Origin of the sequence: Microcoleus sp. S36a_B3 (genome assembly GCF_036700745.1) — a bacterium.
In the GTDB taxonomy this organism is placed as follows: domain Bacteria; phylum Cyanobacteriota; class Cyanobacteriia; order Cyanobacteriales; family Microcoleaceae; genus Microcoleus.
This window is the reverse complement of sequence record NZ_JAUBPN010000012.1, coordinates 93897-120727: the sequence shown is the minus strand read 5'-3', so window position 1 is coordinate 120727 and position 26831 is coordinate 93897. Positions and strand designations below refer to the sequence as shown.

At 44.9% G+C, this 26831-nt stretch carries 18 protein-coding genes and 1 pseudogene; 14 read left to right on the top strand and 5 right to left on the bottom strand.

Annotated elements, in window-relative coordinates; all coding sequences use genetic code 11:
- Window positions 1-388: 388 nt before the first annotated feature.
- Together QUA01_RS15200 and QUA01_RS15195 are read left to right on the top strand one after the other, a co-directional pair.
- Window positions 389-5584, top strand: a complete 5196-nt coding sequence (locus tag QUA01_RS15200; protein ID WP_333090463.1) for a PAS domain S-box protein — start codon at window positions 389-391, stop codon at window positions 5582-5584.
- Between the two features lie 427 nt (window positions 5585-6011).
- Window positions 6012-7385, top strand: coding sequence for a lipid-A-disaccharide synthase-related protein (locus QUA01_RS15195; RefSeq protein WP_194069475.1), 1374 nt, complete (start codon window positions 6012-6014; stop codon window positions 7383-7385).
- Between the two features lie 408 nt (window positions 7386-7793).
- Here QUA01_RS15195 and QUA01_RS15190 read toward each other — a convergent pair whose 3' ends face one another.
- Window positions 7794-8543 (bottom strand): 2-phosphosulfolactate phosphatase family protein, encoded by a 750-nt coding sequence (locus QUA01_RS15190; RefSeq protein WP_194069476.1) that lies wholly within the window; start codon window positions 8541-8543, stop codon window positions 7794-7796.
- Window positions 8544-8609: 66 nt separating this feature from the next.
- On the opposite strand from QUA01_RS15190, the gene QUA01_RS15185 reads away from it, so the two are divergent.
- Both QUA01_RS15185 and QUA01_RS15180 read left to right on the top strand, forming a co-directional pair.
- Complete coding sequence (locus QUA01_RS15185) at window positions 8610-9503, top strand: EI24 domain-containing protein (RefSeq protein WP_333090461.1); 894 nt, start codon at window positions 8610-8612, stop codon at window positions 9501-9503.
- A 221-nt stretch (window positions 9504-9724) separates the two neighbouring features.
- Entirely contained in the window at window positions 9725-10642 is a 918-nt protein-coding gene (locus QUA01_RS15180) for a serine/threonine protein kinase (protein ID WP_333090459.1), read from the top strand.
- A 74-nt stretch (window positions 10643-10716) separates the two neighbouring features.
- On the opposite strand, the gene QUA01_RS15175 is transcribed toward QUA01_RS15180, so the two are convergent.
- The 3 genes from QUA01_RS15175 to QUA01_RS15165 form a co-directional block, all read right to left on the bottom strand.
- Window positions 10717-11343 (bottom strand): J domain-containing protein, encoded by a 627-nt coding sequence (locus tag QUA01_RS15175; RefSeq protein WP_333090458.1) that lies wholly within the window; start codon window positions 11341-11343, stop codon window positions 10717-10719.
- A 130-nt stretch (window positions 11344-11473) separates the two neighbouring features.
- Complete coding sequence (locus QUA01_RS15170) at window positions 11474-12067, bottom strand: ATP-dependent Clp protease proteolytic subunit (RefSeq protein ID WP_194069733.1); 594 nt, start codon at window positions 12065-12067, stop codon at window positions 11474-11476.
- Window positions 12068-12269: 202 nt separating this feature from the next.
- Window positions 12270-12929 (bottom strand): ATP-dependent Clp protease proteolytic subunit, encoded by a 660-nt coding sequence (locus QUA01_RS15165; protein WP_333090456.1) that lies wholly within the window; start codon window positions 12927-12929, stop codon window positions 12270-12272.
- A 71-nt stretch (window positions 12930-13000) separates the two neighbouring features.
- On the opposite strand from QUA01_RS15165, the gene QUA01_RS15160 reads away from it, so the two are divergent.
- The 10 genes and pseudogenes from QUA01_RS15160 to QUA01_RS27440 all read left to right on the top strand — a co-directional run.
- Complete coding sequence (locus QUA01_RS15160) at window positions 13001-14236, top strand: vWA domain-containing protein (protein ID WP_194012960.1); 1236 nt, start codon at window positions 13001-13003, stop codon at window positions 14234-14236.
- A 142-nt stretch (window positions 14237-14378) separates the two neighbouring features.
- Window positions 14379-14945, top strand: coding sequence for a Uma2 family endonuclease (locus tag QUA01_RS15155; RefSeq protein ID WP_333090455.1), 567 nt, complete (start codon window positions 14379-14381; stop codon window positions 14943-14945).
- Window positions 14946-14949: 4 nt separating this feature from the next.
- Window positions 14950-15426: a tetratricopeptide repeat protein gene (locus QUA01_RS15150; RefSeq protein WP_333090454.1), complete on the top strand. Its 477-nt coding sequence runs from the start codon at window positions 14950-14952 to the stop codon at window positions 15424-15426.
- A gap of 89 nt (window positions 15427-15515) precedes the next feature.
- Window positions 15516-16448 carry a homoserine kinase gene (gene thrB / locus QUA01_RS15145; protein WP_333090451.1) on the top strand — a complete coding sequence of 311 codons (933 nt, stop codon included), beginning with the start codon at window positions 15516-15518 and terminating at the stop codon, window positions 16446-16448.
- A 1077-nt stretch (window positions 16449-17525) separates the two neighbouring features.
- Window positions 17526-18320 carry an RNA polymerase sigma factor gene (locus tag QUA01_RS15140; protein WP_333090450.1) on the top strand — a complete coding sequence of 265 codons (795 nt, stop codon included), beginning with the start codon at window positions 17526-17528 and terminating at the stop codon, window positions 18318-18320.
- Entirely contained in the window at window positions 18260-19960 is a 1701-nt protein-coding gene (locus QUA01_RS15135; protein WP_333090449.1) for a tetratricopeptide repeat protein, read from the top strand. The genes QUA01_RS15140 and QUA01_RS15135 overlap by 61 nt, the downstream gene beginning before the upstream one ends.
- Before the next feature lie 470 nt (window positions 19961-20430).
- Window positions 20431-21375, top strand: coding sequence for a hypothetical protein (locus QUA01_RS15130; RefSeq protein ID WP_333090447.1), 945 nt, complete (start codon window positions 20431-20433; stop codon window positions 21373-21375).
- A gap of 260 nt (window positions 21376-21635) precedes the next feature.
- Window positions 21636-23303, top strand: coding sequence for an ABC transporter ATP-binding protein (locus QUA01_RS15125; protein WP_333090445.1), 1668 nt, complete (start codon window positions 21636-21638; stop codon window positions 23301-23303).
- Between the two features lie 43 nt (window positions 23304-23346).
- On the top strand, window positions 23347-24219 hold the full coding sequence (locus QUA01_RS15120) for a class I SAM-dependent methyltransferase (RefSeq protein WP_333090444.1): 873 nt from the start codon (window positions 23347-23349) through the stop codon (window positions 24217-24219).
- Window positions 24220-24631: 412 nt separating this feature from the next.
- Window positions 24632-24815, top strand: a pseudogene (locus tag QUA01_RS27440) (transposase); the annotation flags it as partial.
- A gap of 157 nt (window positions 24816-24972) precedes the next feature.
- On the opposite strand, the gene QUA01_RS15115 reads toward QUA01_RS27440, so the two are convergent.
- Window positions 24973-26151, bottom strand: a complete 1179-nt coding sequence (locus QUA01_RS15115; RefSeq protein WP_333090443.1) for a response regulator — start codon at window positions 26149-26151, stop codon at window positions 24973-24975.
- Between the last annotated feature and the right edge of the window lie 680 nt (window positions 26152-26831).

Here is a 26831-nt window from a genome sequence, read left to right as displayed (position 1 = left end):
CTTAATTAAATCCGCTATTTTAAGGCAGAAACTAGAAGGTATAAGTTAAATTTTAGGTTGAAATCAAAAATGTTTTGCGTTGACAGCGGAGTAATTTTGTGATATGATTATAAGTCTTCAAGACGTTTTTTGTAGCGATCGCTTACAGCACAATCTCACACCGCCCAAAAACAGATACAAGCGCCCGACTTAAGTTGTGGAACGCCCCAACATTGAGATTCAAGTTCAAGTTCGCGGATTCATCTGCTGCAAGTAAATCTAAAATCTTCAATGCTCCAATCGCAAATCGACTGACTGCTAATGTATCTGTAGGTGGAATTCAATAACTGCCCTGGCAATAAAAGATCAAATCCAAGTTAGCTTGACAAATTTTTGATTAATAAATATTATGAAAGCAGTTTTTAACTTAGCTGTGCCTCCTACCTCCTTTAAAGTTTTGTTGGTAGAAGACAACTCTCAGGAAGCTGAGCTTATTGAAGATTTGCTGTCAGGAATGAGCGACCGGCAGCAGATATTGCTGACGAAAGTAGAGCGTCTCAGCGAAGCGCTGCAGCGATTGAGTCAAGAAACTTTTGACATAATTTTATTAGACCTTTCACTGCCTGACAGTCTGGGAATCGAGACGGTGGCTCGGGTGCAAGAGTACGGGGTAAATGTGCCGATCGTAGTTTTGACGGCCCAAAACGACGAAGAGCTTGCCCTGCGGTTAATTTCGGCGGGCGTACAGGATTATTTAGTCAAAAGAAAAATCGATGGCGAACTGTTAATTCGATCGCTCCGTTACGCCATAGAACGGCAGAACAGTCAAGATGCTTTACGAAAAAGCGAAGAAAAATATCGCTCGGTGGTGGAAAATTCTTTGATCGGAATTGCTATTATCGCTCCAATTCTTGACCCCGCAATGGGTGAAAATTGCAATTGGATAGAAGTTAACGATGCGCTGTGCAATTTGCTGGGCTACGAGCGCGAAGAACTTTTGCAAAAAAACTGGATCGAGTTGACTCATCCAGATGATTCAAGCACTAACATAGAACAATTATCTCAGATTTTAGCAGGTACGAGCGACGGTTACATCTGTGATAAAAGATGGTTCAAAAAAGACGGCGACCTAGTTCACACGCGAATTTCGCTGCGCTGCATCCGCGGCCGAGATGGCTCGATCGACCGGATGATTAAAGTAGTGTTGGACGTGAGCGATCGCTACCGCTATGAAGCCAAATTGAAAGCGTCAGAAGAATTTTTAAACCATACCATAAATGCTACGCCAGACCCAATTTTTGTCAAAGACAAGCAGCACCGCTGGATTATATTAAATGATGCTTTTTGTCAGTTGCTCGGCAAATCGCGACAAGAACTGATCGGGAAATCAGACTACGATTTTTTTCCCAAATCAGAAGCGGATGTTTTTTGGCTCAAAGATGAAGAAGTATTGACTGGGGAAATTTGTTTAGAAAATGAAGAAAATCTCACAGACACCGCAGGCCAAGAACGGATTATTTCTACCAAAAAAAGCGTTTTTAAAAAAGCAGACGGCAGTAAAGTAATAGTTGGTACAATTAGAGATTTTACCGAATACAGACGGCAGCAAATAGCATTGGAGCAAAGCGAATTTAGATTTCAAAAACTGGTGGCCAACCTGCCGGGAGTAATTTATCAATTCCGAAGGTCAGTAACTGGAGAAATGTCTTTCCCCTACGTTTCTTCAGGTAGTCGCGAACTGTACGAATTAGAGGCAGAAGTAATAGAGCAAAATGCAGAAATAATTTTCTCCGGTTTTCATCCACAGGATCGCTTGGATTTAGAAACATCTATAGCAGTTTCAGCCGCTACGCTGGAACCTTGGCAGCAGCAGTGGCGACAGATTATGCCATCAGGAAAAGTTAAGTGGCTGCAAGGAGCCGCGAGACCGGAAAGGCTCAATAATGAGAGCAAATCTAGGAGCGAAGGCGATATTCTCTGGGACGGTTTAGTGATCGATATTACTGAGTTAAAGCAGGCACAAGCAGAGCGCGATCGCTTTTTTACGATTTCCTTAGACTTGCTTTGCATTATCGGTTTCGACGGCTATTTTAAACGTTTAAACCCTGCTTGGTCAACGGCACTGGGCTACAGCAATGCTGAACTTTTTGCCAAGCCGATGCTAGAATTTGTTCATCCCGACGATCGAAAAGCCACCGCAGCCGAAGGAGCCAAACTAATCGCCGGTACGCCCAGTATCTGCTTTGAAAACCGCTATATCTGCAAAGACGGTGCTTACAAATACCTGCTGTGGACGGCATCGCCATTTAGCGAAGAAGGTTTAATCTACTCAGTCGGTCACGACATTACTTCTCGCAAACAAGCTGAGTCAGAACTTCAGCGGCAAGCAGTAGCTATGGGCGCTGCTTATGACGGTATTGCTATTTTTAACGATCGCAAAGAATGTATTTATTCAAACGATGCTTATCTGAAAATGTACGGCTTGACTAGCGCTAGCGAACTGCACGGAAAGACATGGGAACTACTCTACAGCCCCGCAGAAATTCAATATCTTGAATGTGAAGTAATGCCGAATTTCCTAGAAAAAGGGTACTGCAATATAGAAGCGACTGGTCAGCGCCACGACGGTACTAAGTTCCCTCAAGAATTGTCGCTGACAATGCTTGCAGGCGGCGAAATAATTTCGATTGTTCGCGATATTACTAATAGAAAACAGGTAGAATCTGCACTGCGATCGAGCCAGCGCCGCTATCAAACTTTGGCAGAAGCATCGCCAGTTTGCATATTTCACAGCGATGCGTTTGGCAATTGCCTTTATGTGAATCAGCGGTGGAGCAAAATCACGGGATTAAACGCAGAATTGGCAGCAGAAACTGGCTGGATGAATGCCATTCATCCCGATGATGCGGAACGGGTGAAAAATGAATGGTATCGAGCAATTATTGACAAAATTCCTTTTAAATCAGAATACCGCTTTCAGCATCCAGACGGTCGTGTAGTTTGGGCGATCGGTCAGGCGATCGCAGAAATCGGAGAACAGCAGGACATTAAAGGCTATATCGGCACTATTACAGATATTACCGATCGCAAACAAGCCGAATTAAACCTGCTGCGGGTGACTCAAGCCGTAGAAAGCACCAGCGACGCGATCTGCATTGCTGACTTGAGAGGGCGATCGATCTATCACAATCAAGCCTTTGTTCGGCGGTACGGCTACACAGCAGAAGAATTGAACGCAGCAGGCGGAGCAACAGCAATATACTCCCAAAATCAAGTGTTGCTAGAGATGTTTAAAACGATCCGTAAAGGCAAATCTTGGCAAGGCGAAGTCAAAATCAAAACTAAAAGCAACGAACCACTGACAACTTTATTTCGCGCCGACTGTATTAAAGATGAAACTGGCAATTTAATCGGGTTAGTGGGAGTAATTACCGACATCACTGAACGCAAAAAAGCCGAGATGGCGCTGCTGCAACAATTAAGGCGAGAAAGGCTGGTAGTTGCCATGCTCGATCGCATTCGCTCCTCCCTCAATTTAGAAGAAATTCTCACCGCTGCTGTCGAACAAGTGCGACAATTTTTGCAAACAGACCGCACAGTTATTTACCGTTTTAATCCCGACTGGAGCGGTTGTGTCGTTGTGGAGTCCGTGGCAAACAATAGAATTTCCCTGCAAAATTTTAACAATATTGACGGCTGTTTTAAAGAGAGATTTGTTGAGGTTTATCAGCAAGGCTATATTAGATCGATGGAAGATATTTACCGAGAAAATTTGACAGAATGCCATATGAAATTTCTCGAAGGATTTGAAGTAAAAGCTAACTTAATAGTACCGATTTTACAAGCACGAGAAAGCATTTCCCATAGCCAACCCACCGCTGAAAATAAGCTTTGGGGACTGCTGATCGCCCAGGATTGCAGCGGCCCCCGTTCCTGGGATTCCTCAGAAATAGAAGCGCTGCGACAACTGTGCGTGCAATTGGCAATCGCGATCCAGCAATCGACACTATTTCAACAAGCACAAACCGAAATTGCCGATCGCAAACAAGCAGAAGCCGCCCTCCAACAAGCAGCATTAGCCGCAGAAACCGCCAACCGCGCCAAAAGCGAATTTCTCGCTAACATGAGCCACGAACTCCGCACGCCTTTAAACGGAGTTTTAGGTTACGCTCAAATCCTCAAAACCGACAAAGACTTAAGCTCAGATCACCAAGAAAGTCTCACCAACATTCAACAGTGCGGCGAACACTTGCTGATGTTAATCGACGATGTTTTAGACCTTTCCAAAATAGAAGCTAGAAAAATGAAACTCTACCCAGAAGAGTTAAATTTTCTAAATTTTACCAAAAATATTGCCGATCTGTTTCAGATGCGAGCATCTCAAAAAGCAATTTTATTCAATTACGAACAAGTATCTCCCCTGCCTAGCTGCGTCAGTATCGACAGAAAAAGATTGCGTCAAATTTTGATCAACTTACTCAGCAATGCCGTAAAATTTACTAACAGCGGCGGAGTAACTTTAAAAGTCGGCTATGTCGGCACAGAAGCTTGGAATAGAGGCAGAGAAGAAAATTACGATTTCTCGATTTTGAGTTCGGAACTGAAAGAAAATTATCTGCGTTTCGCCCATAATGCAATTGCAGCCCAACACGCTTTAAAAATTCGCTTTCAAATAGAGGATACCGGGACTGGAATAGAGCAAGATAAATTAGAAGAAATATTTTTGCCATTCCACCAAGTAGGAGGAAATACCTTTGTTGAAGGCACGGGTTTAGGGCTCTCAATCAGCCAGAAATTAGCGAAACTGATGGGCAGCGAAATTCGCGTCAACAGCATTTTGGGAAAAGGCAGCACTTTCTGGCTGGATGTAGAATTGCCTGCAGCCAAACGGTACTTAGAAGTGTCTCCTTTGCGTGACAAACACTGGCTTGTCGGTTTTGTCGGTAACAAACGGAAAGTGCTAATTCTGGAAGAAAATCAACTAAATCGCGATTTGTTGTGCAGGCTGCTGGGGCGTTTGGGATTTGAAATTGCAGAGGCCGGGAACGGTCAAGAATGCCTCTACAAAGCAGTTGAATTTCACCCGGATCTGATTTTAATGGACTTGCGGATGCCTGTAATGGATGGCTTAGAAACTGCAAGCAGACTGCGGCAGTTGCCGGAATTAAAAGATGTGATATTAATCGCTATGTCAGCTAGCGTTTTCGAGTCTGTGCAGCAAGAGATCATCCTCTCCCGGTGCGATGATTTTCTTCCCAAGCCGATCGAAGCAAATCACTTTTTGGAACAGTTGCGCCTTCATTTGGGACTAGAATGGATTTACGAAGCATCTTCGGGAAACAAAAAGCGCAAAACTTCCAGTTTGTCACCAGTATCTGATTTTCCTGTTTATTCTGCTCTGTTAGCTGCTGCTTCTGAGTCGGTAGCCAAACTTTTGAAACTCGCAGCTATGGGCGACATTGAAGATTTTTTTCAGGAAACGGCTAATCTGGAAATTCTGGAACCAAGATTAGTGCCGTTTGTCACGAACTTACGCCAACTTGCTAAGGGATTTCAGCTCAAACAAATTCGGAGGATTTTAAAGCAGTATATCGAGGGGCAGTAGCTCGTCGGTTTTTCGGGTTTGGGGATTTAAATCGTTACCAAGCAAATGATGTCCGCGCCAAATTAAATCAATTCTGGTTGCACTCATACATGATGTTAACAGTTAACTGTTAACTGTTAACTGTTAATTTACTATTTCGATGAAGAGAGGATTTGATGTCAAATCAACAATCAAGATATTTAAGCATGGTTTGGTATCTAATAGTATCGGCTCAATTACCTGACATAAAATGTGTTTGTAGTGAGAAAGAAAGTCCTCAACATAAATTTTGAGTCGCGCCGATCTGGGTCAATTTTACGGTATTTTATGCTATTTAAAATAAGAGTTTTCTGGTAAAATAACCTGTAAAGTAGCCTTTCATCGCTAGACTGAAGTCGCAGGGGTTTTAGGCTATTTGTTGACAGTAGAGTTTTTGAGAGAGTTGGGATTGAAATTACTTTGCCTCAGTAACGGCCACGGAGAAGACGCGATCGCCCTTCGCATCTTGCGGGAACTGCAACAGCACCCGCACCCCCCAGAATTAGCCGTGTTTCCGCTAGTGGGCGAAGGGCAAGCTTTCGCTCAACTAGAAAACGCCCGCATCATCGGCCCGGTGCAGCGGATGCCTTCGGGCGGATTTATCTACATGGATGGAAGGGAATTTTTGCGGGATGTCAAAGGCGGCCTGCTGCAGTTGACCGTAGCTCAGTTTAAAGCGATCCGCGCTTGGGTGCGATCGCAAACACAGTCTGGCAATCAAGACGCGGTGATCTTAGCCTGCGGCGATATCGTACCGCTGCTGTTTGCTTGGCTCGCTGGCGCGCCCTATGCTTTTGTCGGTACCGCCAAGTCCGACTATTATTTGCGGGACGAGAACGGGCCTCTGGCTCGCAAATCCGGCTTGTTTGCTTGGATTTCGTCGCCGCGATCGGTTTATTTCCTTTGGGAGCGCTGGTTGATGACGAGAAACCGCTGTCGCGCCGTTTTTGTCCGGGATGCGCTAACCGCCGAGACTTTAGAAAAGCTGGGAATTTCCGCCTACAATCTTGGCAATCCCATGATGGACGGACTCGAACCGGAAAACCCAGCCAGTTTTTACGGCCCTGATGCAGAGTTTCGGGAAAAGGAGCGATCGCTCGTCATCACCTTACTCCCCGGCTCTAGAGCGCCGGAAGCCTATGCTAATTGGCAGCTAATAGTAGAGGCTGCAGGCGGAATTTTGTCCTTGTTTGCCGATCGTAAACTGTTATTTTTCGGAGCCATTTCTCCCGAGTTAAACTTAGAAGCTTTGCGACCTATATTAGAATTTTTCGGCTGGCGACAAGACGGCGAAATAAAAACGCAGCGGCGAGAAGGAAGTATTTTGCGGCCTCCCGTTTCTAGCCCTCAAGAAATTCGGCAAGAATTTCCTAATTTGCTATTGCCCTTGACCTTTGTGCAGAGAAACGCCACGATGATTTTAACTCAGCAAAGTTTTAACGATTGTTTGTATGAAGCCGATGTAGCAATAGCAATGGCTGGAACCGCTACAGAACAATTTGTCGGTTTAGGAAAACCCGCGATCGCCATTCCCGGAAACGGCCCGCAATTTACCCCCGCCTTTGCAGAAGCCCAAAGTCGCCTGTTAGGCCCGTCATTAATTTTAGTCAAACATCCCGCCGAAGTTGCCGGCGCAGTACAGTCTTTGTTCCGCGATCCCGACAGATTGCAGTTAATCGCTGAAAATGGCTTGCGCCGCATGGGAGAACCCGGTGCCGCCGCCAGAATTGCCGAGTGTTTAATTCAGCGGTTCGGTAATTCTAAATTGCCTCCAATACATTAGGGCATAGGCCAAACCGGGCATAGGGCATACTTTACCACGCTTGAAAACCGCTATATGTTGCTACGGAATATCTTTAATTCAACTTTCTATAAAAACAATCTTGTTCGCTAACTACTAATACTAAATCCACGTATCCGAGCCATTTTTGTCATTGTTCGCGAACAATAACAAAAATGGGATGACAAACCCGGATTTAGTATAATTTCCGTTGTTCGATCGTTGGGAATGCAAGTCCCGGTTTGTATTACGGACTTTAGTCCGCAATATGAAAGCGGACTGAAGTCCGCACTACAAACCTATTTTATCGTCGTTTTTCAAGTAAGGTTCTATAAGGGCACACCCTACTAATACTGCACTCAAAAAAAATTAATTCCTAGTTTTTTCCCAAGATGGAAACCTGAAATTAGCCTAAGAAATTTTAAAATCAGACTTCACCAAAACACCCGGTTCTCGCTGCATGGGAAGCACATCTAAAGTATCCAATTGCGCGCAATATTTTAAATCTTCAATCACGCCCATACGCAACAGGCGCTGGCCGTGACTGGCTTTTTCCAACAATTCGTGCAGCCGATCTTGCCACTGCCAATAAAGAGCGATCGCCGCAAATACTTCATCGTTACCAGCAAAATCGATCGCCGGAATACCGCTTTCTGATAGCAGGCTTTGGGCGATCGCCCCAGCACAAACCGTATCCTCCAACGAATAACTCCCTTCCCAACCAGAACCCACAATCCAAATACTTTCCGGCTTTTTGCTTAACAAAAACTGCACTACAGATTTGCGGTTAATCAAAGCCGCCGTCAGCACAGTTGCAGCAGCTTGCACTCGTTGCAAAGCCCGAGTACCGTTAGTTGTACTGATAAAAATGCGCTTCCCACTCACCTTTTCTCGCGCGCAGTCCAGCGGAGAATTCCCCATGTCAAAACCGTCAACTTTGCCTCCGCCACGCTCTCCAGCCCGAATCCGCTTGTCTGCAGGCCATTTTTCGCTCTCTGCCATCAGCTTATCTAAGTCGCTGAAAACTTGGACAGCTTCCGCCCCATTATTCAGGGCCGTCGCCATTGTCGTAGTCGCCCGCAGCACATCAACTGCGATCGCGCAAGCCGGCATTTTGTCCGCTGGCGTAAGTTCCGGGGTATGGTAAATAAAAAGCTTCACTTTTGGGCAACCTGCAATAAATCCTCATAGGCAATAATAATAGAAAATGACGCTCTCACCCCTAATATGTCAAAACAGCTCAATTCAAATCCCGCCCGCAGCGCCATTACTGCACCAATTCGACTCCTGGCAGGTTTCACCTATCCTTTTCGAGCTTTCACGCTGATTTGGCAAACTCCCAAGCTGTGGAGTTATGTATTAGTTCCCGTCTTACTAAATTTTCTAATTGGTACCGGACTTTATTTAAGCTTGCTATTTCCCAGTTTGGCAGGCATAGACGTTTTAGTAGCCGATTTATCCCTCCGATTTAATGATTTAATTGCGAATTTGCCAGCTTGGCTGAGCTTTTTGGGCGGGTTGACAGTTGCTTTCGGCTGGCTGCTGCGCGTACTCCTAGTGTCAGGACTTTTGCTAATCATCGGATTTTTGTTAGTGCAGTTTGGCGTGATTTTAGGTTCGCCCTGGTACGGCAAACTTTCCGAACAATTGGAACTGCTGCGGAACGGTCAATTGCCCGCAGAAGCCCCAATGAATTTGGCTAGTGTTTTTGGGGATATTCAAAGGGCGATCGCCTTTGAACTGCGAAAAATACAAATTTTGTTGAGCGTCGGCATACCCCTACTGTTGCTAAATTTTATCCCTGGCTTCGGCTCTATTCTTAGCACTTTGGGCGGCGTAGCTTTGGGCGCGACTATTGTCTGTTTAGATTTTTTAGATGCACCTTTGGAGAGAAGGCGCAGGCCTTTTCAGGAGAAGTTAGAAATAATTTGGGCAAGTTTGCCGGCTAGTGGCAGTTTTGGTTTAGTGTGTTTGGGTTTGGTGAGCATTCCGCTGTTGAATCTGTTGGCAATTCCGCTGTGCGTGACGGCGGGAACTTTGTTTTTTTGCGATCGCATTTGGCCGGCCCGCTTTGCCTCAGAAGAAACAAGCACCGCTCCAGAAACTAACATTACAACTTAAAAAACTACGGAGATGCTTCTACCTTCTCCCCAACCAAACGCTGGGGAGTAGCTCAATCGGTATAGCGCGGTGCGATTAATCTTAAATCTTGGACTTAAATGTGGTATTCTCTGCAAATGGGCGGCAAATAAAAACTCAGTAGTAAGGTCAAAACTACTGGGTTTTATGCTCATAATTGAATCAATTCGTTAAATCCGTCAGTCCTGGACGTATCAAGACAGATGATTTACTGCATCAACCCTCAATGCGAACAACGCGAAAACTCTGCTGCTGCTCAAAACTGTCAAGCTTGCGGCACGGCTTTATTAATTGCCGATCGCTATCGTATCCTTAAACCAGTGCGATCGCCCAATCCCGCCCGCCCCACAGACATCTTAGAAGTCGAAGATTTGGGAACCGGCGAAAACGAATGGGGCACAGTCAAAATTTTTAAAGTGTTCAAACACAGCCACAATCCCCATTTACTTCGCTGCTTCCAGCAAGAAGCGCGAGTGTTAATTTGGCTGGGGGGAAAAGCCGGAGTTCCCCAAGTTGAACCAGACGGTTATTTCCAAATTAAACTCGGCAACAATTCCCAGAAATTGTGTTGTTTGGCGATGGAAAAAATCGGCGGAGTAAACTTGACAGAATTCTTAACTAAAAACCAACAGGTTTCTCAAACACTCGCCGTTAATTGGCTGCAACAATTGCTCGCTATTTTGCAAAAAATCCACAAATATCATCTCGTACATCGGGATATTAAGCCATCCAACTTGATGCTAGAACCCGATGGGAAATTGAGATTAATTGACTTCGGCTGCGCCACCGAAGCAGGCACAGATACCGCACCCATCGGTTCTGCTGGGTACTCCGCGCCCGAACAAATTGCCGGAAAACCAGAAGTGCGATCGGACTTTTTTGCCCTAGGGCGTACTTTTGTACATTTATTAACAGGCTTAAAGCCGATCGACTTTCCCGTCAATCAAAAAACTGGTAAAATCAACTGGAAAAACCAGGCCGTAGATGTTGACCAGTCCTTTGTAGACTCGATCGACGAATTGATGGAACCGCTACCCGAAAACCGGCCTGAAAATAGCCAAGCTATTTTAGAAAAACTCAAAAATATAGAGTTTTTGATGACCTCCACAGAACCAAAGTAATAATTCCCGATTCCCGATTCCCGATTCCCGGTTCCCGATTCCCGGTTCCCGATTCCCGGTTCCCGATTCCCCAATCAATAAATCTGTTCCAACTTGCGAAAATCTCGCTCAACTTCCGCCCACAAAGCCCGATTGTGAGGGTCAGTTTTTACAGCTTTTTTCAAATAAATTCTCGCCTTATCAACCTGCTTTTCCTCGATCAAATGCCGCCCCCAGCGCTGATAGGCGATCGCCTGCCACTGTCGCACTTCCCGATCTTCAGGAACCCGCTGCGCCAAACCCTCAATCAGGGCGATCGCCCGGGGGAACCTCTGATATTTCAGCAACTGCTGCAACTGAAAATAAGCATCTTGCTTTAACTTTTCTTCCGCCGCCGACAAATCCGGGCTATCTGGAGTCGGTTGCTGTTTCCGAGTCACCTTAACTGTCTGCGATCGATCTTTCACCGCTGCAGCGGGCGGTGTCGAAGTAGGCGCTACTGTTGAACTAGCAGTTGTTGACTCCGCAACATCGGCGGGGGCTATATTTACCAGGAACTTATAAGCCTCAGTAATAGCAATAAACTTATTCTTAGCCTGTTCGTTTCCCGGATTCACATCCGGGTGATACTGTCTGGCTAACTTTCGATAAGAACTCTTAACTTGCGATAAACTCGCACCAGATCTGAGTCCTAACTGTCGGTAATAATCTGCAATATCCATTTAGCATGAATCAAGTTTTATAATACCATTAAATATGGCAGAATCCTTAAATGTAAAGATTCTGCCATATTTTACTGCCAACTAGGTCGTAATGCGAGGTTTCCCCGCACTACTGAATCGAAAAAACAACTTACGGACGATCTTCGACTACTCTGTCAATCAAGCCGTATTCCTTGGCTTCCTCAGCGGACATGAAATAGTCGCGATCCATGTCTTTCTCGATTTTCTCGATCGGCTGTCCGGTATTTTTAGCATAAATACCGTTGAGTTGGTGGCGCAAGCGCAAAATCTCCTTCGCCTCAATCTGAATGTCCGTTGCTTGTCCCCGCGTGCCCCCAGAAGGTTGGTGAATCATAATCCGCGAGTGAGGCAAAGCCAACCGTTTCCCCTTCGTACCCGCAGCCAGCAGGAAAGAACCCATCGAAGCAGCCAAGCCCACACAAATCGTCACCACGTCCGATTTAATGTGCTGCATGGTATCAAAAATAGCCATGCCTGCCGACACCATCCCGCCGGGGGAATTGATGTACAAAATGATATCCTTACCCGAATCTTCCGAATCCAGATACAGCATCACGGCGATGATTTGATTGGCAATTTCATCGTCAATATCTTTACCTAAGAAAATAATCCGTTCCCGGTAAAGACGATCGTAGATATTAATCCACTGAGTATCATAACCACCAGGCATTTTGTAGGGGACTTTTGGCACACCTATAGGCATAATTCGGAACTCCTTTTAGTTGGTAATTGGTAATCGGGGATTTGGAATGGATTATTTGTTATTAGTTACTTGTTCTTAGTTACTTGTTATTAGTTACTTGTTATTAGTTACTTTCGAGTTTTTGGTGATAACAACCAATAACCAATAACCAATAACCAATAACCAATAACCAATAACTAATAACCAATAACTAATAACCAAATTAGATGACTCCAGCCGGCAGTGGTTTAGCCAATTCTTCCGAACTTTCTAGAACGCGATCGATCAAACCGTATTCTTTAGCTTCCTGGGGCGTCATGTACAGCAACCTATCCATATCTTTAGTAATCTTTTCGATCGGTTGGCCAGTACAGCTTGCAAAAATATCGAGCATCGTGGCCTTATTTGCCAGCACTTCCTTCGCCCGAATTTGAATGTCGCTGGCTTGACCCCGCGTGTAAGCCTTGGGTTGGTGCAACACGATCGAAGCGTGCGGCAAACTAGCCCGAAAGCCCTTTGTACCGGCCGCTAGCAGCATCGCAGCCATGCCCATTGCCGAACCGAGGCAAATAGTGTGCACGGGTGGCTTAATGTACCTGATCGTGTCGCAGATAGCGAAGGCTTCGGTTTCAAAGCCGACGGGTTCCCCGCTGTAACCAGAAGTGCCTGTTGAGTTGATATAGATTTTGATCGGCTTATCCGGGTCTTCGTACTGCAAGAACAACAGTTCAGCAATAATCAGTTCTGTTACCGCAGGCACCAGAGGCATACCGAGATAAACGATCCGCTCCTTCAGCAACAGGGATGGCAAATCGGGTGGTGGCGTCCGAGAGTTGCCTTCCCCGTAGTATTGCGATTGCACAGCTTTAATTGGTGTGTTCATAAACCGAAATGTTGCCTGAACTGATGGAGCTATTCTTAAAGAAATAGTAACGCAATCTTTAGGTATCCCGCATGAAAGTTAGTTTGCTCCCGGTCTTAAACGACCCCAACCTTGACGCGATCGCGCCCTCAACCCAGCGCCAGCTAGCGATTTCAGTGTCTGCGACGGCAAGCTCGATCGACTCCAGCGTACCCTTAAATCTGTGCCTGATTCTCGACCACAGTGGGTCGATGGGCGGACGGCCGTTGGAAACCGTCAAACAAGCCGCCGGACGGTTGCTCGACCGGTTGAAGCCTGGGGATCGCTTTTGCGCGGTGGCTTTCGATCACAAAGCCAAAGTCCTCGTCCCCAACCAAATTGTGGAAGACTCCGCTAGCATTAAACGCCAAATTGAGAGGTTGCGACCGGCCGGCGGTACAGCAATTGATGAGGGCATTAAGTTAGGTATTGAAGAGTTGGGGAAAGGCAAAAAAGAAGCTATATCTCAGGCATTTCTACTTACTGACGGCGAAAACGAACACGGCGACGACAGTCGCTGTTTGAAGCTGGCGAAACTCGCCGCCGAGTACAATATGACTTTAAATTCTCTGGGCTTTGGCGATAACTGGAATCAGGATATTTTGGAAAAGATTGCTGATGCTGGCGGCGGTGCTTTGGCTCACATTCAGCGGCCCGAAGATGCGGTTGATGAGTTTGGAAAATTATTTACTCGCATCCAAGGTGTAGGTTTGACTAATGCTTATTTGCTATTTTCGCTGATGCCAAAAGTGCGGTTAGCCGAACTTAAACCGATCGCCCAAGTTGCTCCTGATACGATCGAATTACCGGTACAGCAAGAGGGCGATCGCTTTATGGTCCGCTTGGGAGATTTAATGAAGGATGTAGAGCGAGTAGTTTTGGCTAATATTTATATTGGACAGTTACCTGAAGGTACGCAGGCGATCGGGCAATTGCAAATTCGCTACGACGATCCGACTGTCGGTGAAGGTTTACTTTCCGATCCTGTGGCAGTTTCCGCTAATGTCCTGAAAGTTTATCAGCCGGCACTTAACCCGATGGTGCAGCAGCATATTTTAGCTTTGGCTAAATACCGCCAAACTCAACTCGCCGAAACTAGATTACAACAGGGCGATCGCGCCGGTGCCGCCACAATGTTACAAACGGCGGCTAAAACTGCTCTGCAAATGGGCGATAAAAGTGCGGCCACAGTGCTGCAAACTTCTGCTACTCGCTTGCAGTCTGGTGAAGATTTGAGTGAGGCCGATCGCAAGAAAACTCGGATTGCTTCTAAAACTGTTCTTAAGTAGTGTAATGTGCGGTTAATTGCGATCGACCCCATAGTTTGTAGTAAGGACTTTAGTCCTAATTGACTAAAAGTCGCAGAGAGGGCTGAAGTCCTTACTAGGAAGTGGTTTATAATGTTTGTACCACCTATTATAGAGTGCTTGTATGAGCCAGACAATATCTGATAAAGTACGCTGGACTACCGCTGATTTGGAACTATTGCCCGATAACGGCGATCGTTACGAACTTATTGATGGAGAGTTATTTGTGACTAGAGCACCGCATTGGGGGCATCAAGAAGCTTGTGGTAACTTTTACCTAGAGTTGAAAACCTGGTCGCGATCGACTGGTTTGGGAAGAGCCGCCATCAATCCAGGTCTTATTTTCACGGACGCTGATAACGTTATTCCTGATGTAGTTTGGGCCAGCAATGAACGCTTGGATATCTTGCTAGACGAAGCCGGACATTTAACCGCCGCCCCCGAGTTAATTGTTGAAGTATTGTCTCCCGGTACAGACAATGAAAGACGCGATAGAGATTTGAAACTCAGACTCTATTCTGTACGAGGAGTACAGGAATACTGGATTGCGAATTGGCGGTTGCAACAAATTGAGGTTTATCGCAGGGAAGAAGCAAGTTTAAGGCTTGTTGCTACACTGTTGAGGAATGATGAATTGACATCGCCTTTGTTACCCGGTTTTAGTTGTTCTGTCGCTCAGATTTTTGCTTAGAATTATGAAATACTTTTACAGGGCGATCGCCCTTTGGGGATTTGTGACAGTTTTTGGTGGCATATCTCCTGCCATTTCTACAAAACCCTCACCAATACTAATCGTTCAAAATACTGCCGAAGACCTATTCAACAGTGGTTTAGCCAAATCAGAAGCTGGAGACATCCCAGGGGCGATCGCAGATTATACCGCAGCCATTCGCCTCAATCCCAACTACGCCCAAGCCTACAACAAACTGGGCATCATTCACGGCCGCAACCTCAAAGACTATCCAGCAGCCAAAGCCGACTTCGATCGCGCAATTGAAATTAACCCCAACTACGGCGACGCCTACTACAACCGCGCCAGAGTCCGCGAGTTCTTAGAAGACAAACCGGGGGCGATCGCCGATTATCATAAAGCAGCCGATCTCTATCAAAAAGATGGCAATACCAACGATTATCAAGATGCCATCAAGCATCTTGAAATGCTGCAAGAATAAATGGCTTTTGAAAACATAGTATAATACCTTCGATCTGCGTTCATCCGCATTCATCTGCGGTTAAACATTCCAAATCCACCATTCAAAAAATGTCCGTAACTTCCACTATCACCGTTACCGTACCCGCCACAACCGCCAACCTGGGCCCAGGATTCGACTGCATCGGCGCTGCTTTAAGCCTCTACAACCGCTTCCAATTCTCCCGACTCGAACCCTCAGCAACCGAGAAACTAAAAATTACAGTTACGGGCCAAGAAGCCGCAAAAGTCAAGACAGACGACAGCAATCTGGCTTATCAAGCTTTTCTCAAGTTATACGATCGCCTCCAACAATCGCCGCCGCCCGTAGCCATACATATAAATATGCAAGTGCCGCTGGCTAGAGGCTTGGGAAGTTCCGCCACAGCTATTGTGGGCGGGTTAGTCGGTGCAAATGAATTAGCCGGAAAGCCTTTGAGTCAGGTGGAAGTGATGCAGTTGGCGATCGAACTTGAAGGCCATCCCGACAACGTTGTCCCCGCTTTATTAGGAGGTTGTCGCCTCGCTGCTAGCAATACACCAAGCGGTTCCTGGGAAATTTGCGATATTCCCTGGCATCCTAATATTGTGCCCGTGGTAGCGATTCCCGATTTTGAACTTTCTACAGCCGAGGCGCGACAAGTTTTGCCCAGCGAGTACAGCAGGGCTGATGCGATTTTCAATGCCGCACACCTCGGTTTGCTGTTGCGGGCTTTGGAAACTGGCAATGAAAACTGGCTGCGCTGCGCCCTCCAGGACAAAATTCACCAACCTTACCGGCAATCTCTGATTCAGGGATATGAAGCAGTGCAAGAAGCTGCATTCAAGGCAGGGGCTTATGGAATGGTAATTAGCGGTGCCGGACCAACGCTTTTAGCTTTAACGGATGTTACTAATGCTGTTGCGGTTGTGAGGGAAATGGCGGCTGCTTGGATGGAATTTGGGGTGAAGGCTGATGTAAGGGCGATCGCGATCGACACCCAAGGCGCGATAATTTCTAGTTAATTAGTCCTACATTTAGCTTGACAAAATACATACTTTGTGTAGTGTGAAAGGGCGATCGACCTTTCACACTTTTTTTTGTTTTTTTGTCCAAGGTCTTAACAAAACTGCAAGTAGCTCAATACAATGCGATCGTGTGCAGCCTAAGTATAAATCCTCATGCTAGAACAAATCAGCAATACATATCCCTGGTTAAGCCCACATTCCGCACCCTCAACTGTCACCATCGGTATTTACTTATTTTTATCGAGCCATTAAGCTACAAATTATAGTTTGATACCGTATATTAACGGATATTAAAAATTTGAAACGCATAATTTATCACTTTAAAAATCGATTATTCTGGGTAATTATGCTGTGACACTAAGCGCGTGCGGAATGTGGCGTTGCTGATTTACGGTATGAAAGGCTAAATATGCAAGTCATAGAAACCAGAATCCACAAAACTTCTGAATTTTCAACTTATTTTTTTCATACCCTGATTAAGCAACGCCCGGAATGTAATTAAGCACCATTATTCTTCTTCGTAAAACCTATCCAAACTTATGTTTCTTCGGGTTAGCCCCATATAACACATTTGGGATTTTGTCCAGAGAATTCCGAAGAACCCGACTTTTCCGACTTTAGAACCCGATTTTTCCGACTTTAGAACCCGACTTTTCCGACTTTAGAACCTGAATTGTGCGATTAGACTGTTAGTGGGACAGATAATATAGTTGTTGCGGCTGCCTGCAAAAACTAACCCTGTCAAGGTTGATACAGCCCTGTGAAAAATTAAGAGGATGGGCATCTAAATGCATAACATAAAAACTTAATTAGTCAAATTTGGGTGCAAATGTGACTAATTAAGTTTCAGCTTTGGGCTTGAATAACGTCAAGCTGTTGGCCTGATTGTTTGGCGGCAAAGTTACACAAAAAACACAAAAAGTTCCCCAAAAAAACTCGATACTTGACCTTTAAAACACTTCCCTATCTAGCCTACAAAGGCTCGAACAAGCAACATAATTAATCCGGTGCAGAAAAACTACTTTAGGTTAAACCCAAAATCAAAAGTAAGCTGAATTTCAGGGATAAATCGTCATGTCAAATTCTCAATTCGTTAATACCTCATGCTTTCGTAGTTGCTCTGAAGATATAGAGAAAACGTTCTGGCAGCTATGGGAGCAGAATCGAGATTATTTTTACCGTTGCTGTCTCAAGTGGATGGGCGGTAATTCTATGGATGCGGAAGAAGCGCTCAGTCGCGCAATGGTCAAAGCTTGGGATAAATTACCAGACTATGCCGAAAAAATCACTAACCTCCGAGCTTGGCTCACCCGCTTAACCCATAATCTCTGTATAGATATACATCGAGAACGTCGCCGAAAAGCAATACAAATAGACAATATTGAGGACATAGCGACTATCGATAACTCAGCGGTTATTTCTGGTTGTGACTCTCCTGAATTAGCACTTCTAAATCATGAGTTGGGACAGTACCTGCGCGAGGCCATAAATTCTCTTCCTTATCGACTGCGCGCTCCGTTTACTATGCGTTACTGCGACCAGATTTCCTATCAAGATATAGCCCAAAAACTCGCCATCTCTCTCGATAACATTTACAAGCGTATCCAACAGGCGCGAGACATTCTGCAAAAGCGTTTGAGCAGGTATTTGTCAGGGTTGGATGATGCTCTGTTAGATTTTTCCAAGGTTGGCAAAAGGGAAAAGCTGGTGGTGGAGAGTTCCCAATCTCAGGAAACGATCGCATCCGACTCGATCGCCCCGATGACAGAGAACATTGGCGAGACAATTAATTATCAGGTAACAGCAATATGTCTAGAAACACTACATTCCGGGTCGTATCGATCGCTCAGTCCTCTGGGGTGGAGTTGAATGCTTACCTGGTTGGAGACTCCAAGCCAACCCGACAAGAGCAGAAGCTGAAAACATTAAGTGAGTACGTGCAGCAGTATCCCTCTGGGTGGAAGAAGCGGTTGGAATTGGCGAATCTGCTGTATGAAATGGGTCATATCGAGCAGGCGGTTGAGGAATATCGCCAAGTAATAGATCGGCAGCAACCACCATCGATCGGCGTGCGGTTGCAATTGGCGAAACTCTTGCAGCTTATGGGACAAGAGGTTGAGGCAGTAGCGGTTTATGAAAGTGCCTCGGCCAATGCACGCAATGAGGCGACTCGGCAGCATATCAGCGGATCGATCGCACTCTGTAGAAATGACACTCAGGCAGCGATACTCGCTTTTGAGTCGGCGGCTTCCCTAGAACCAGATAATGCGGCTCACTGGCTGGCGTTGGGGCAGGTGCAAATGGGGAGAGGGGATGCGGTTGCAGCTTTGCGAGCCTTTGATACGGTTTTGTCACTCAACCCGGATGATGTTGTAGCGCTGATTGACAGCTACGACGCGAGTCAGGCGGTGGGGAATGTGCGCCAAGCGCAGCGCAGGTTGAGCAAAGTGCTAGAGGTGGCTCCGGGTGATTTCCGAGCGCTCAAACGACTGGCGGATACTCGTTGCCGGATGAGATTGGTATCGGGTGAGGAGGGGAAGCAGACTAAACAGATAATTAGTTCTGTGCTGCAACTGGCTCCTGATGCGGCGGATGCCCGCGAGTTGCTGGCATATTATCACGTTTTCCGGGGGGAGTCGGCTAATGGAGTTGGGGTGTTGGAACGGTTTACTGAGGAACACCCGAATCATCCTAGGGGTTGGTATTCCTATGGGCGGTGCTTGTTCCATACGGGGGAATATCAGAAAGCGGCTGAGGCGATGCTGAAGGCTTATCGTCTGTATCCGCAGGATTGTGAAATTTATCGGGCGTTGTGCGAGATTTTGCCTGCTGCCTCTCCCCCAGTTCCTCTCGATCCCCCCTCCGCCCCTCTTAAAAAGGGGGGAACCAGTCTCAAAGTCGCCCTCGATCAGGGGGATTTAGGGGGATCTAACCGTCAAGTAACCCTTACATCAATAGTAGAAGAGATGCTCGATCGTTTTCCTGAACGCTGGAGTGTTTGGACGACGGCGGGGCGGGTGTTGGTGGAAAGTTTTCAGGAGATTGAGCGAGGGTGTGGTGCCTCTGTGCGGGGGACGCAACTTGAACCGCAGTTACCTGATGCTTGGCTTGGTCATGGGCGGGTGTTGGCGCTGGCGGGGAAACACCGGGAGGCCGTGGAGGCTTTGGTGCAAGGATGGCAGTTGCTACCAAAAGATGGGGGTTATCTGCAATCGGTGTCTGCTGCGGTGTGGCTGGGGGAGAGTTATCGAGTGTTGGGGGATGAGGTGGCGAGTCGGAAATGGTTGGAAAAGGCTTGTCATTTCCGGGAATTGATGGAGTTTGACCCGGCTATGGCTGGTTACTGGCAAGGGAGGGCGTTGTTGGGGTTGGGGGATGTGACGGAGGCAGTGGAGGCGTATCGAAGTGCGCTGAGTCGGCGGTTGCTCTACCCTTTTCGCGGTGAGGTTGAGGAGGCTGTGAAACGGTTGAAAGGTAAGAGGCGAAAGGGCGATCGGGCTAAAGCGTAGATCCTTGACTTCTTCGGGAAGGCGGGGATCTGAACCTCTCAGAGTGCATTGAGTTAGGAAAAAACAGCCTCTAACTCGAAAAATTCAGAAATTGACCTCTGGATTCGTCTTATAGGTGTAGAGACAAAAATAAAATTTCGTCTCGACGAACAACCAAAATCACACTAATCTCAAAGGAGGCTAATTATGAGACGATTTTTATTTTAATAGGATAATATTTAATCAGTTAAACTACATTTGTAAGCTGATTAAATATGAGTAAAAATAGATGTAGGGTGGGCACTGCTCACCCTACATCTTTTGTTGCTGACGTTAATTCAATAACACAATCTGGTGCAATGGCTGGAAATTATAGTTCTTGTGCTGAGGGTGCATTGAGGTAGGAAAAAATAGCCTCTAACTCTAAAAATTCAGAAATTGACTTTGGGAATCGTCTTAATAGTGTAAATATAGTTTAAATGGAGACAATCATGCCCGCATATACATTTAAGGTATTTCTTGCACGACCAGCTACATCGCCGCTAAGTTGGAACTTTAACACAACGGTTGTTACGATAGCTCAAGATCAAAATCAAGCTGCAAATCAGGCTTTGCAAGAGGCATATCAACAATGGGTCACATCGGTAATTCCTGAGCAATTACCCCTTCTTAATGTTTGTCGTCATCAAGTAACTCTTCAATATCAAAATAAAGAGACCAACGTTAACTTGGTATCCACAAATGAAACAAATGGAGTTCAGTATACTCTTACAGTTATCAACAATTCCAGCAATCCTACTAATATTGCTGTTTTCCAGAATGACCCAGAAATTGGTGCCAAGAATGTATTCCCTTTAGCATGGTTTGTAAAGTTTGCTTATCCAAAAACAACCATCAAGTTTAACTGGACAATAAGCTACAACTTTTGCTGGTCGGAGACGGGGGAACTAGCACCAGGAGTGGTTTTTGATGCAACTCAATCACCAGTTGCTGGTTTACAAGAGAAAAACCAAATTTTGTTGGATTATGATCCAAACAATCAAGCCTATTTCTTCAATCCAATTACGCCAGAAACAGTGACACCATTAGGAATACTCCACGTCAAACAATCTGCCAATGTACCGCTCAAGCAAGCAACAGTAGGAATAGGTATGTCAGGCTCAGGAACTTTTGTTGTCCAAGCGCAGCCCAACATAACAGTGAACTTTACCCCCCATCCGAAATATTACGTTCTTGCAGGCACATTTACGGAGGGCCAGGTACTTGATATTTCAGAAACGACAAACGCACCGGAAGTAGAGTTCGGCCCAGGAGTATATCAAATGACAGCAACCCTAAATCCAGATAACACATGGACTATTAAACCAACGAAACAAGCGAACAGAATCTTTCTTATGTCAAAGGCGACTAACCAGTACGCAATTTGGGGGGAATAATGCGATCGCTCTTAAATAGACATCCCCGAAAATAGTCAAAGCTTTTCTCTTACTGCTCTTGAGTCATTTTGCACAGTTCAATGACACACAATAGATTCAGCGATTTAATCAGTGGCAAATTATTGCATATTGCTGATTGAGTGTGACTGAAACTAACTGTAGGGTGGGCAATGCCCACCCTACTTAATAAGAAAGTTATCCAAATTAAAACTGCCAAAGTAAAAGCCTAAATCGTGCCTGTAGACAAACTCCTATAACTCATGGAACTGATTTGGTTCTTTAAAACCCTCAACAAATACATTGCCTCCTACAAATGGCAATTCATTTTACTCTTTACCTGCCTGATATTCGACGCAGCATTCGATTCAGTCTTCCGAGCCAGCTTAAAATTTATCATCGATGCCGCCATCGTTCCCCAAAACTATGGCCTTCTGGTTCTAATCCTGTCATTGCTAGTTGTCGGAGCAATTCTATATGCCTGCATCGGCTTGCTAGGAATTTTCCTAGGAGCGCGCTTGGGCATTTTAATCACCAACAATATCCGACACTCTCTATTCGAGCATCTCCAAAGCCTTTCAATGGAGTTTTTTGGACGGCGTTCAGCCGGGGATATAGTCAATTGTCTCATCGCCGATGTCCAAAAGGTGGAAAATGGTGTAATTACAATGGGGCTGACAGTCGTTGTTTTAGAACTGTCTAACTTCCTATTTACTCTAATTTTCCTCTTCTTGCTCAACTGGCAATTAGCCCTGCTCAGTTTAATCGGTTTAACCCTCTGCACCATTGCCCCAGCAAAAATAGCCAGCCTTGCCACCGAAGTCGGCTATAAGTTGCTGCAAAAAGAAGGACAGATTGCCAGCGTTATCGAAGAGAATATCCTCTCGCAAACCGTTGTCAAGATATTCGGGCTGGAGAACCAAATGACTGAGAATTTTTCCACCGATTTGAATGACTTAAAACAGGTTTATGTCCGGGCAACCTTTCTCTCCTACTTAGTGCAGAAAGTTCCCATGATTGGTTTTGTCTTGACGCAGCTTATCGTTTTAAGTATCGGTGCTGTCATGACATACCAGAATATTATTTCCGTAGGCACCCTTGCCTCCTTTCAAGTTTTAATGCTAGGATTGAATCTCAATATCCTCGGTTTAACTTCGTCACTGCCTGCATTTATCGATGGAGTAGCAGGGCTGCAACGCATCAGCGATATCTTATCAGAAACTCCGGCGATTCAGGATGCACCGGATGCGATTGATTTACCTCACTTTTTCAGCGATATTAACTTTGAAAATGTTACTTTTAGCTACTCCCAAGATAGAGGAGGAGTTAAAAATCTCTCCCTAAAGATTCGCCAAGGAGAATTCGCGGTATTTGTCGGTGAAAGTGGAGCAGGCAAAAGTACAATTGTCAACTTGCTAACGCGATTTTACGACCCGGATAAAGGACGCATTCTGTTTGATGGAATTGATTTACGTCATGCAACAGTACGCTCCCTCCGTTCTCAAATCGGACTGGTTTCTCAGGATGTAATTCTGTTTAATTGCTCCGTGCGGGAAAACATCCGCATGGGCTATCTACAAGCCACTGACGAACAAGTCGAAGTCGCAGCCAAAGCCGCCGAGATTCACAAATTTATTTTGTCCTTACCCCAAGGCTACGACACACCTGTTGGTGACAGGGGCGGACAGTTATCAGGGGGACAACGGCAAAGAATTGCCTTAGCTAGAGCCTTGGTGAGAAATCCAGCCATTCTAATTCTCGATGAAGCCACATCCGCCCTCGACCCCTCGACGGAAGCCGAAATCCTCGCCACCATCGAGCGCATCACCAAAGAACGCACAGTGATTTTCATTACCCACCGCATGGCCCATGCGTTGCGTGCGGATGTCATGTACGTGCTGGAAAACGGCAGCTTGGTTGTTAGCGGTTGACACACAGATTTGACCTGTACTGAACATTTTGGAGTTAAAAATTATGACCGGCACAAATGATTACAAATGGCTAATTCCCTCTTCTCAAAACCTTGGCTCGAAATCTCTTGAAGAAGAGAAAGATATCTGGGATAAAAACCACGAAGATTATACCAACACCTCTTTCAGCATCACCCAAGACCCCAAAATCTGCAAAACCCTAATCCGTCCAGAGCGCTCTCCCGGCTATGATATTCCCAACTCGCCTGACATCAAAGTCCTAATTCCCGGTTGTGGCTCGGAAATTTATCTTCAGAAAACTTTACTAGAATTTTGCCCCCAAATTGGACAAATCTACTGTACCGATTTTTCCAAAACAGCCATTGAAAAAGCACAAGCACACTGGAAAACAGCAGATGGAGATTCGCGACTCAACGCTCGGCAAATCGTGTTTGAGGAAGTTGACTCCACGCGAATCACCGAACAAAAACCTGAGTGGAACGAGAAATTTGATTACGTCCTACTCGCAAATTCCGTGGTTTCCAGTGAAGATAAAACCAACCGCGAGATGATTCGGGAATTTGGTAAAGTTCTCAAGCCAGGTGGCAAGATATACGGATATTTTCCAACCACCTTATGCTTCTTAGAAATTGCCTATTTCAGTCGCAAACACGCTCACTGTGTTACAGAGGGATTTATCGATGTCTACGGCAATAAAGTTTGGGATGCTGAGTGGCAAACTGCCCAGATTTATTACACTCCCTTGCGGTTAAATCGCATCTTTAAAGAAGCGGGATTAAAACAACTCAGTTTGGAGATGCAGTTTTTGGACTATGAGCCTTTTGTTTCCATGTTTAAAGAGATGATAGATCATGACGACCCGGATATTTTTCTCTGGCATCTTCTAGCCCGTTATGAGAAAGAGGCTCTCGGTTGAGGGTTTTGGCAAAGCACCTGCATTGACAAAGAGCACATGATGAAAGTCTCAGAAATCCGGTTTCTGCGTAAATTTATCGTGACTCAAAACTCGTAAAAACCGGGTTTCTAGCTACCTATGCGTGGCCTCAGAAACCCGGTTTCTGCGTAAATTTATCGTGACTCAAAACTCGTAGAAATCGGGTTTCTAGCTACCTATCGCGTGGACCATGAAACTGTCCGAAGTATTGTTACTAAAAAATTAAAAATATCTCAAAAAAGAGTAAGTTGATCAATTGACAACAATTCGATAAACTTTACCATAATTAGGAAGAATGCCTCAACTCAAAGAGGAACTGATAGAAGTATTTGAAGGCTCGGAAAATTGGGCAATGGGAACTTTGAGTTTAGTGGATTAGCTGGTGGAAGCTCAGGAATCTTTTCCCAAAAGCTTTCAAACTATAAAAAAGTGGTTTGGAGAGATTAGCAACTATTTTGAAACCAGAACAACTTTCTTGAGTAGTCGAAGGAATTAATAACAAATTAAAACTCATTAAACGCTCGGGGTATACATTTATAACTTTTCACAACTTTCAGCTAATAAGTTTGTTGAATTAGCATTGTACTCATTAATTTTGTATGGTCAATACGGTAGAACCAAGATTCTTAGGAATTGGGTTAATAAGTTTGAGTTTGAGAAGATTTTGGATATCCAACGCTTTGTAAAAGAATGATTACATAACCCCAGTCTCTCAAAGAAACCGGAGGTATGAGATTATTCTAAATGTGCTTTCATCTTTACCTTAAATTCAAGTAGTTTAAACATGGTGATATCGCGGACAGTGATCGAACAACCATCTCCAAATTTTACTGTACTCAAATAATACAATATTTGACAGTCATCTTTTTCCCAATAAAATTCTTGTTCGATCGCTTCTCCTCTCTCAACTACTTCTACAAGTGAATCAAACAGTGTCGGAGTAAGTTGATTGAACATTTTTTTCAGGATGGTTTTACCCATGAGGTTTTCTCGCTTTTGACCAAATAATTTGGCAAAGACGGGGTTGACCACCAAACACCGAAAATCGTGAATTTCTTCGGTTATCGGATCTCTCACCGCTTGCACAGCGGCAATTCCATCTTTGGAAGTATTTAATAAATTTGCAAGTAAAATGCGAGATTGGTAGAGAATTTCTGCGGTTTCTTGATGTTCTTCGATTTGCTTCCTCAACTGTTTTTTTTGTTTTTGGATAGTTAGTTGAGTTTGAATCCGAGCGATGACTTCTTCTGCTTGAAAGGGTTTGGTAATATAATCGACTCCGCCTACTTTAAAAGCTTTTACTTTATCTAAAACTTCATCTAGCGCACTTAAAAAAATTACCGGAACTTCTGAGGTATTTTCATCAGCTTTTAGAGCTTCACAGACTTCATATCCATCCATTTCTGGCATTTTAATATCGAGTAAAATGACATCGGGAGTATTATGGTGGATTGTTCTTAATGCCATCTTACCGTTAGTGACGCTGCGAACTTTATAACCCTGTTTGTTCAATACTTTTGTTAAAAAATGCAGGTTTTCGATCAAGTCGTCAACAATTAAGATATTGCCTTTGGGGTCGGAATTTTCCTCCGTGTCGTTTTCTGTTATTGTTTCTTCATGGCAATTGGGTGCGCCGCCAAGGGCTCTTACTACCCGTCGAAAGTTATTTTTGGTAATTTTTTGCCCGCAGGTGTCTGAAAGGTGTTTCCATAACAGGGAGGCTAAATCTTTAATATGACCGATGGTGAGATATAAGCTTTCGGCAACGCTATGATAGGTTTCGTTGTCCCAGGCAGCTTTGAGGATTTCTTTTTCTAAGGAAGTCAGTTGTTTACCTGTTTTGGCTTGTAGGATTGCTTCTACCAGTTGCAGTGCTTCTTCAAATCTCATGATTGGCTCGGTATCGTATGGCAAAGTTTGTTATTCCTGCACCTTAGTTAATCTTGCTCATATTTTAAGGAAAATCAGTATCATTACGGTGGTTTTTTGCCCAGAAATGAAATTTTTCTAAATCTCACATCTTGCACCAAGGTTAGAAACTGGGTTTCTTGCGACTGCTTTTACCTTTAGCCTAGATTTTTTGTTGAAAATCCCGGTTTAGATCGCCTGAGTGCGGTTTTTAAGTAGTAGTTCCGAATTAATTACACGTAATATCGCCTGAAAGCCCTACAGCGTAAAGAGTCTTTCTGTAATTAATTTTCCGAAGGTTACTTAACCCCATGAGCTACAGTAGCACGGGCAGATGATGAAACAACGCATGGGAGATTGAAGTAACTCCCGATACACCCTGACAAATTTAATAAACATCAAGGTGAACCGCCTGTTTCACAAGCAGTCAGGATGCTTGCCACACAGGAAGTTTTTGATAATTATCATAGTTCTTCATCGCCTGTCTCCAAAGCCGCCACAGAAGTATATTTTTTCACATGAATGTATAAAATAAAACTTAATTGTTAAAAAAAAAATCGTAATAACCGATAGTAAAAGTTGAGAATGGCCCAATGAGGATCTAAAGTTAGCCTAAAGTTCCATCCCCTTTAGCAAAACCCTTCCTAAGATAGAAGATAGGGACGATCGACCTCAAAGCCGATTAG

Excerpts from the sequence above, each read along its gene's own strand:
- QUA01_RS15180 (WP_333090459.1), top strand. The coding sequence starts at position 9,725 with ATGATTTACTGCATCAACCCTCAATGCGAACAACGCGAAAACTCTGCT.
- QUA01_RS15120 (WP_333090444.1), top strand. The coding sequence starts at position 23,347 with ATGACCGGCACAAATGATTACAAATGGCTAATTCCCTCTTCTCAAAAC.
- QUA01_RS15160 (WP_194012960.1), top strand. The coding sequence starts at position 13,001 with ATGAAAGTTAGTTTGCTCCCGGTCTTAAACGACCCCAACCTTGACGCG.
- QUA01_RS15140 (WP_333090450.1), top strand. The coding sequence starts at position 17,526 with ATGTCAAATTCTCAATTCGTTAATACCTCATGCTTTCGTAGTTGCTCT.
- QUA01_RS15155 (WP_333090455.1), top strand. The coding sequence starts at position 14,379 with ATGAGCCAGACAATATCTGATAAAGTACGCTGGACTACCGCTGATTTG.
- thrB (WP_333090451.1), top strand. The coding sequence starts at position 15,516 with ATGTCCGTAACTTCCACTATCACCGTTACCGTACCCGCCACAACCGCC.
- QUA01_RS15170 (WP_194069733.1), bottom strand. The coding sequence starts at position 12,067 with ATGCCTATAGGTGTGCCAAAAGTCCCCTACAAAATGCCTGGTGGTTAT.
- QUA01_RS15185 (WP_333090461.1), top strand. The coding sequence starts at position 8,610 with ATGTCAAAACAGCTCAATTCAAATCCCGCCCGCAGCGCCATTACTGCA.
- QUA01_RS15200 (WP_333090463.1), top strand. The coding sequence starts at position 389 with ATGAAAGCAGTTTTTAACTTAGCTGTGCCTCCTACCTCCTTTAAAGTT.
- QUA01_RS15175 (WP_333090458.1), bottom strand. The coding sequence starts at position 11,343 with ATGGATATTGCAGATTATTACCGACAGTTAGGACTCAGATCTGGTGCG.
- QUA01_RS15130 (WP_333090447.1), top strand. The coding sequence starts at position 20,431 with ATGCCCGCATATACATTTAAGGTATTTCTTGCACGACCAGCTACATCG.
- QUA01_RS15165 (WP_333090456.1), bottom strand. The coding sequence starts at position 12,929 with ATGAACACACCAATTAAAGCTGTGCAATCGCAATACTACGGGGAAGGC.
- QUA01_RS15150 (WP_333090454.1), top strand. The coding sequence starts at position 14,950 with ATGAAATACTTTTACAGGGCGATCGCCCTTTGGGGATTTGTGACAGTT.
- QUA01_RS15135 (WP_333090449.1), top strand. The coding sequence starts at position 18,260 with ATGTCTAGAAACACTACATTCCGGGTCGTATCGATCGCTCAGTCCTCT.
- QUA01_RS15125 (WP_333090445.1), top strand. The coding sequence starts at position 21,636 with ATGGAACTGATTTGGTTCTTTAAAACCCTCAACAAATACATTGCCTCC.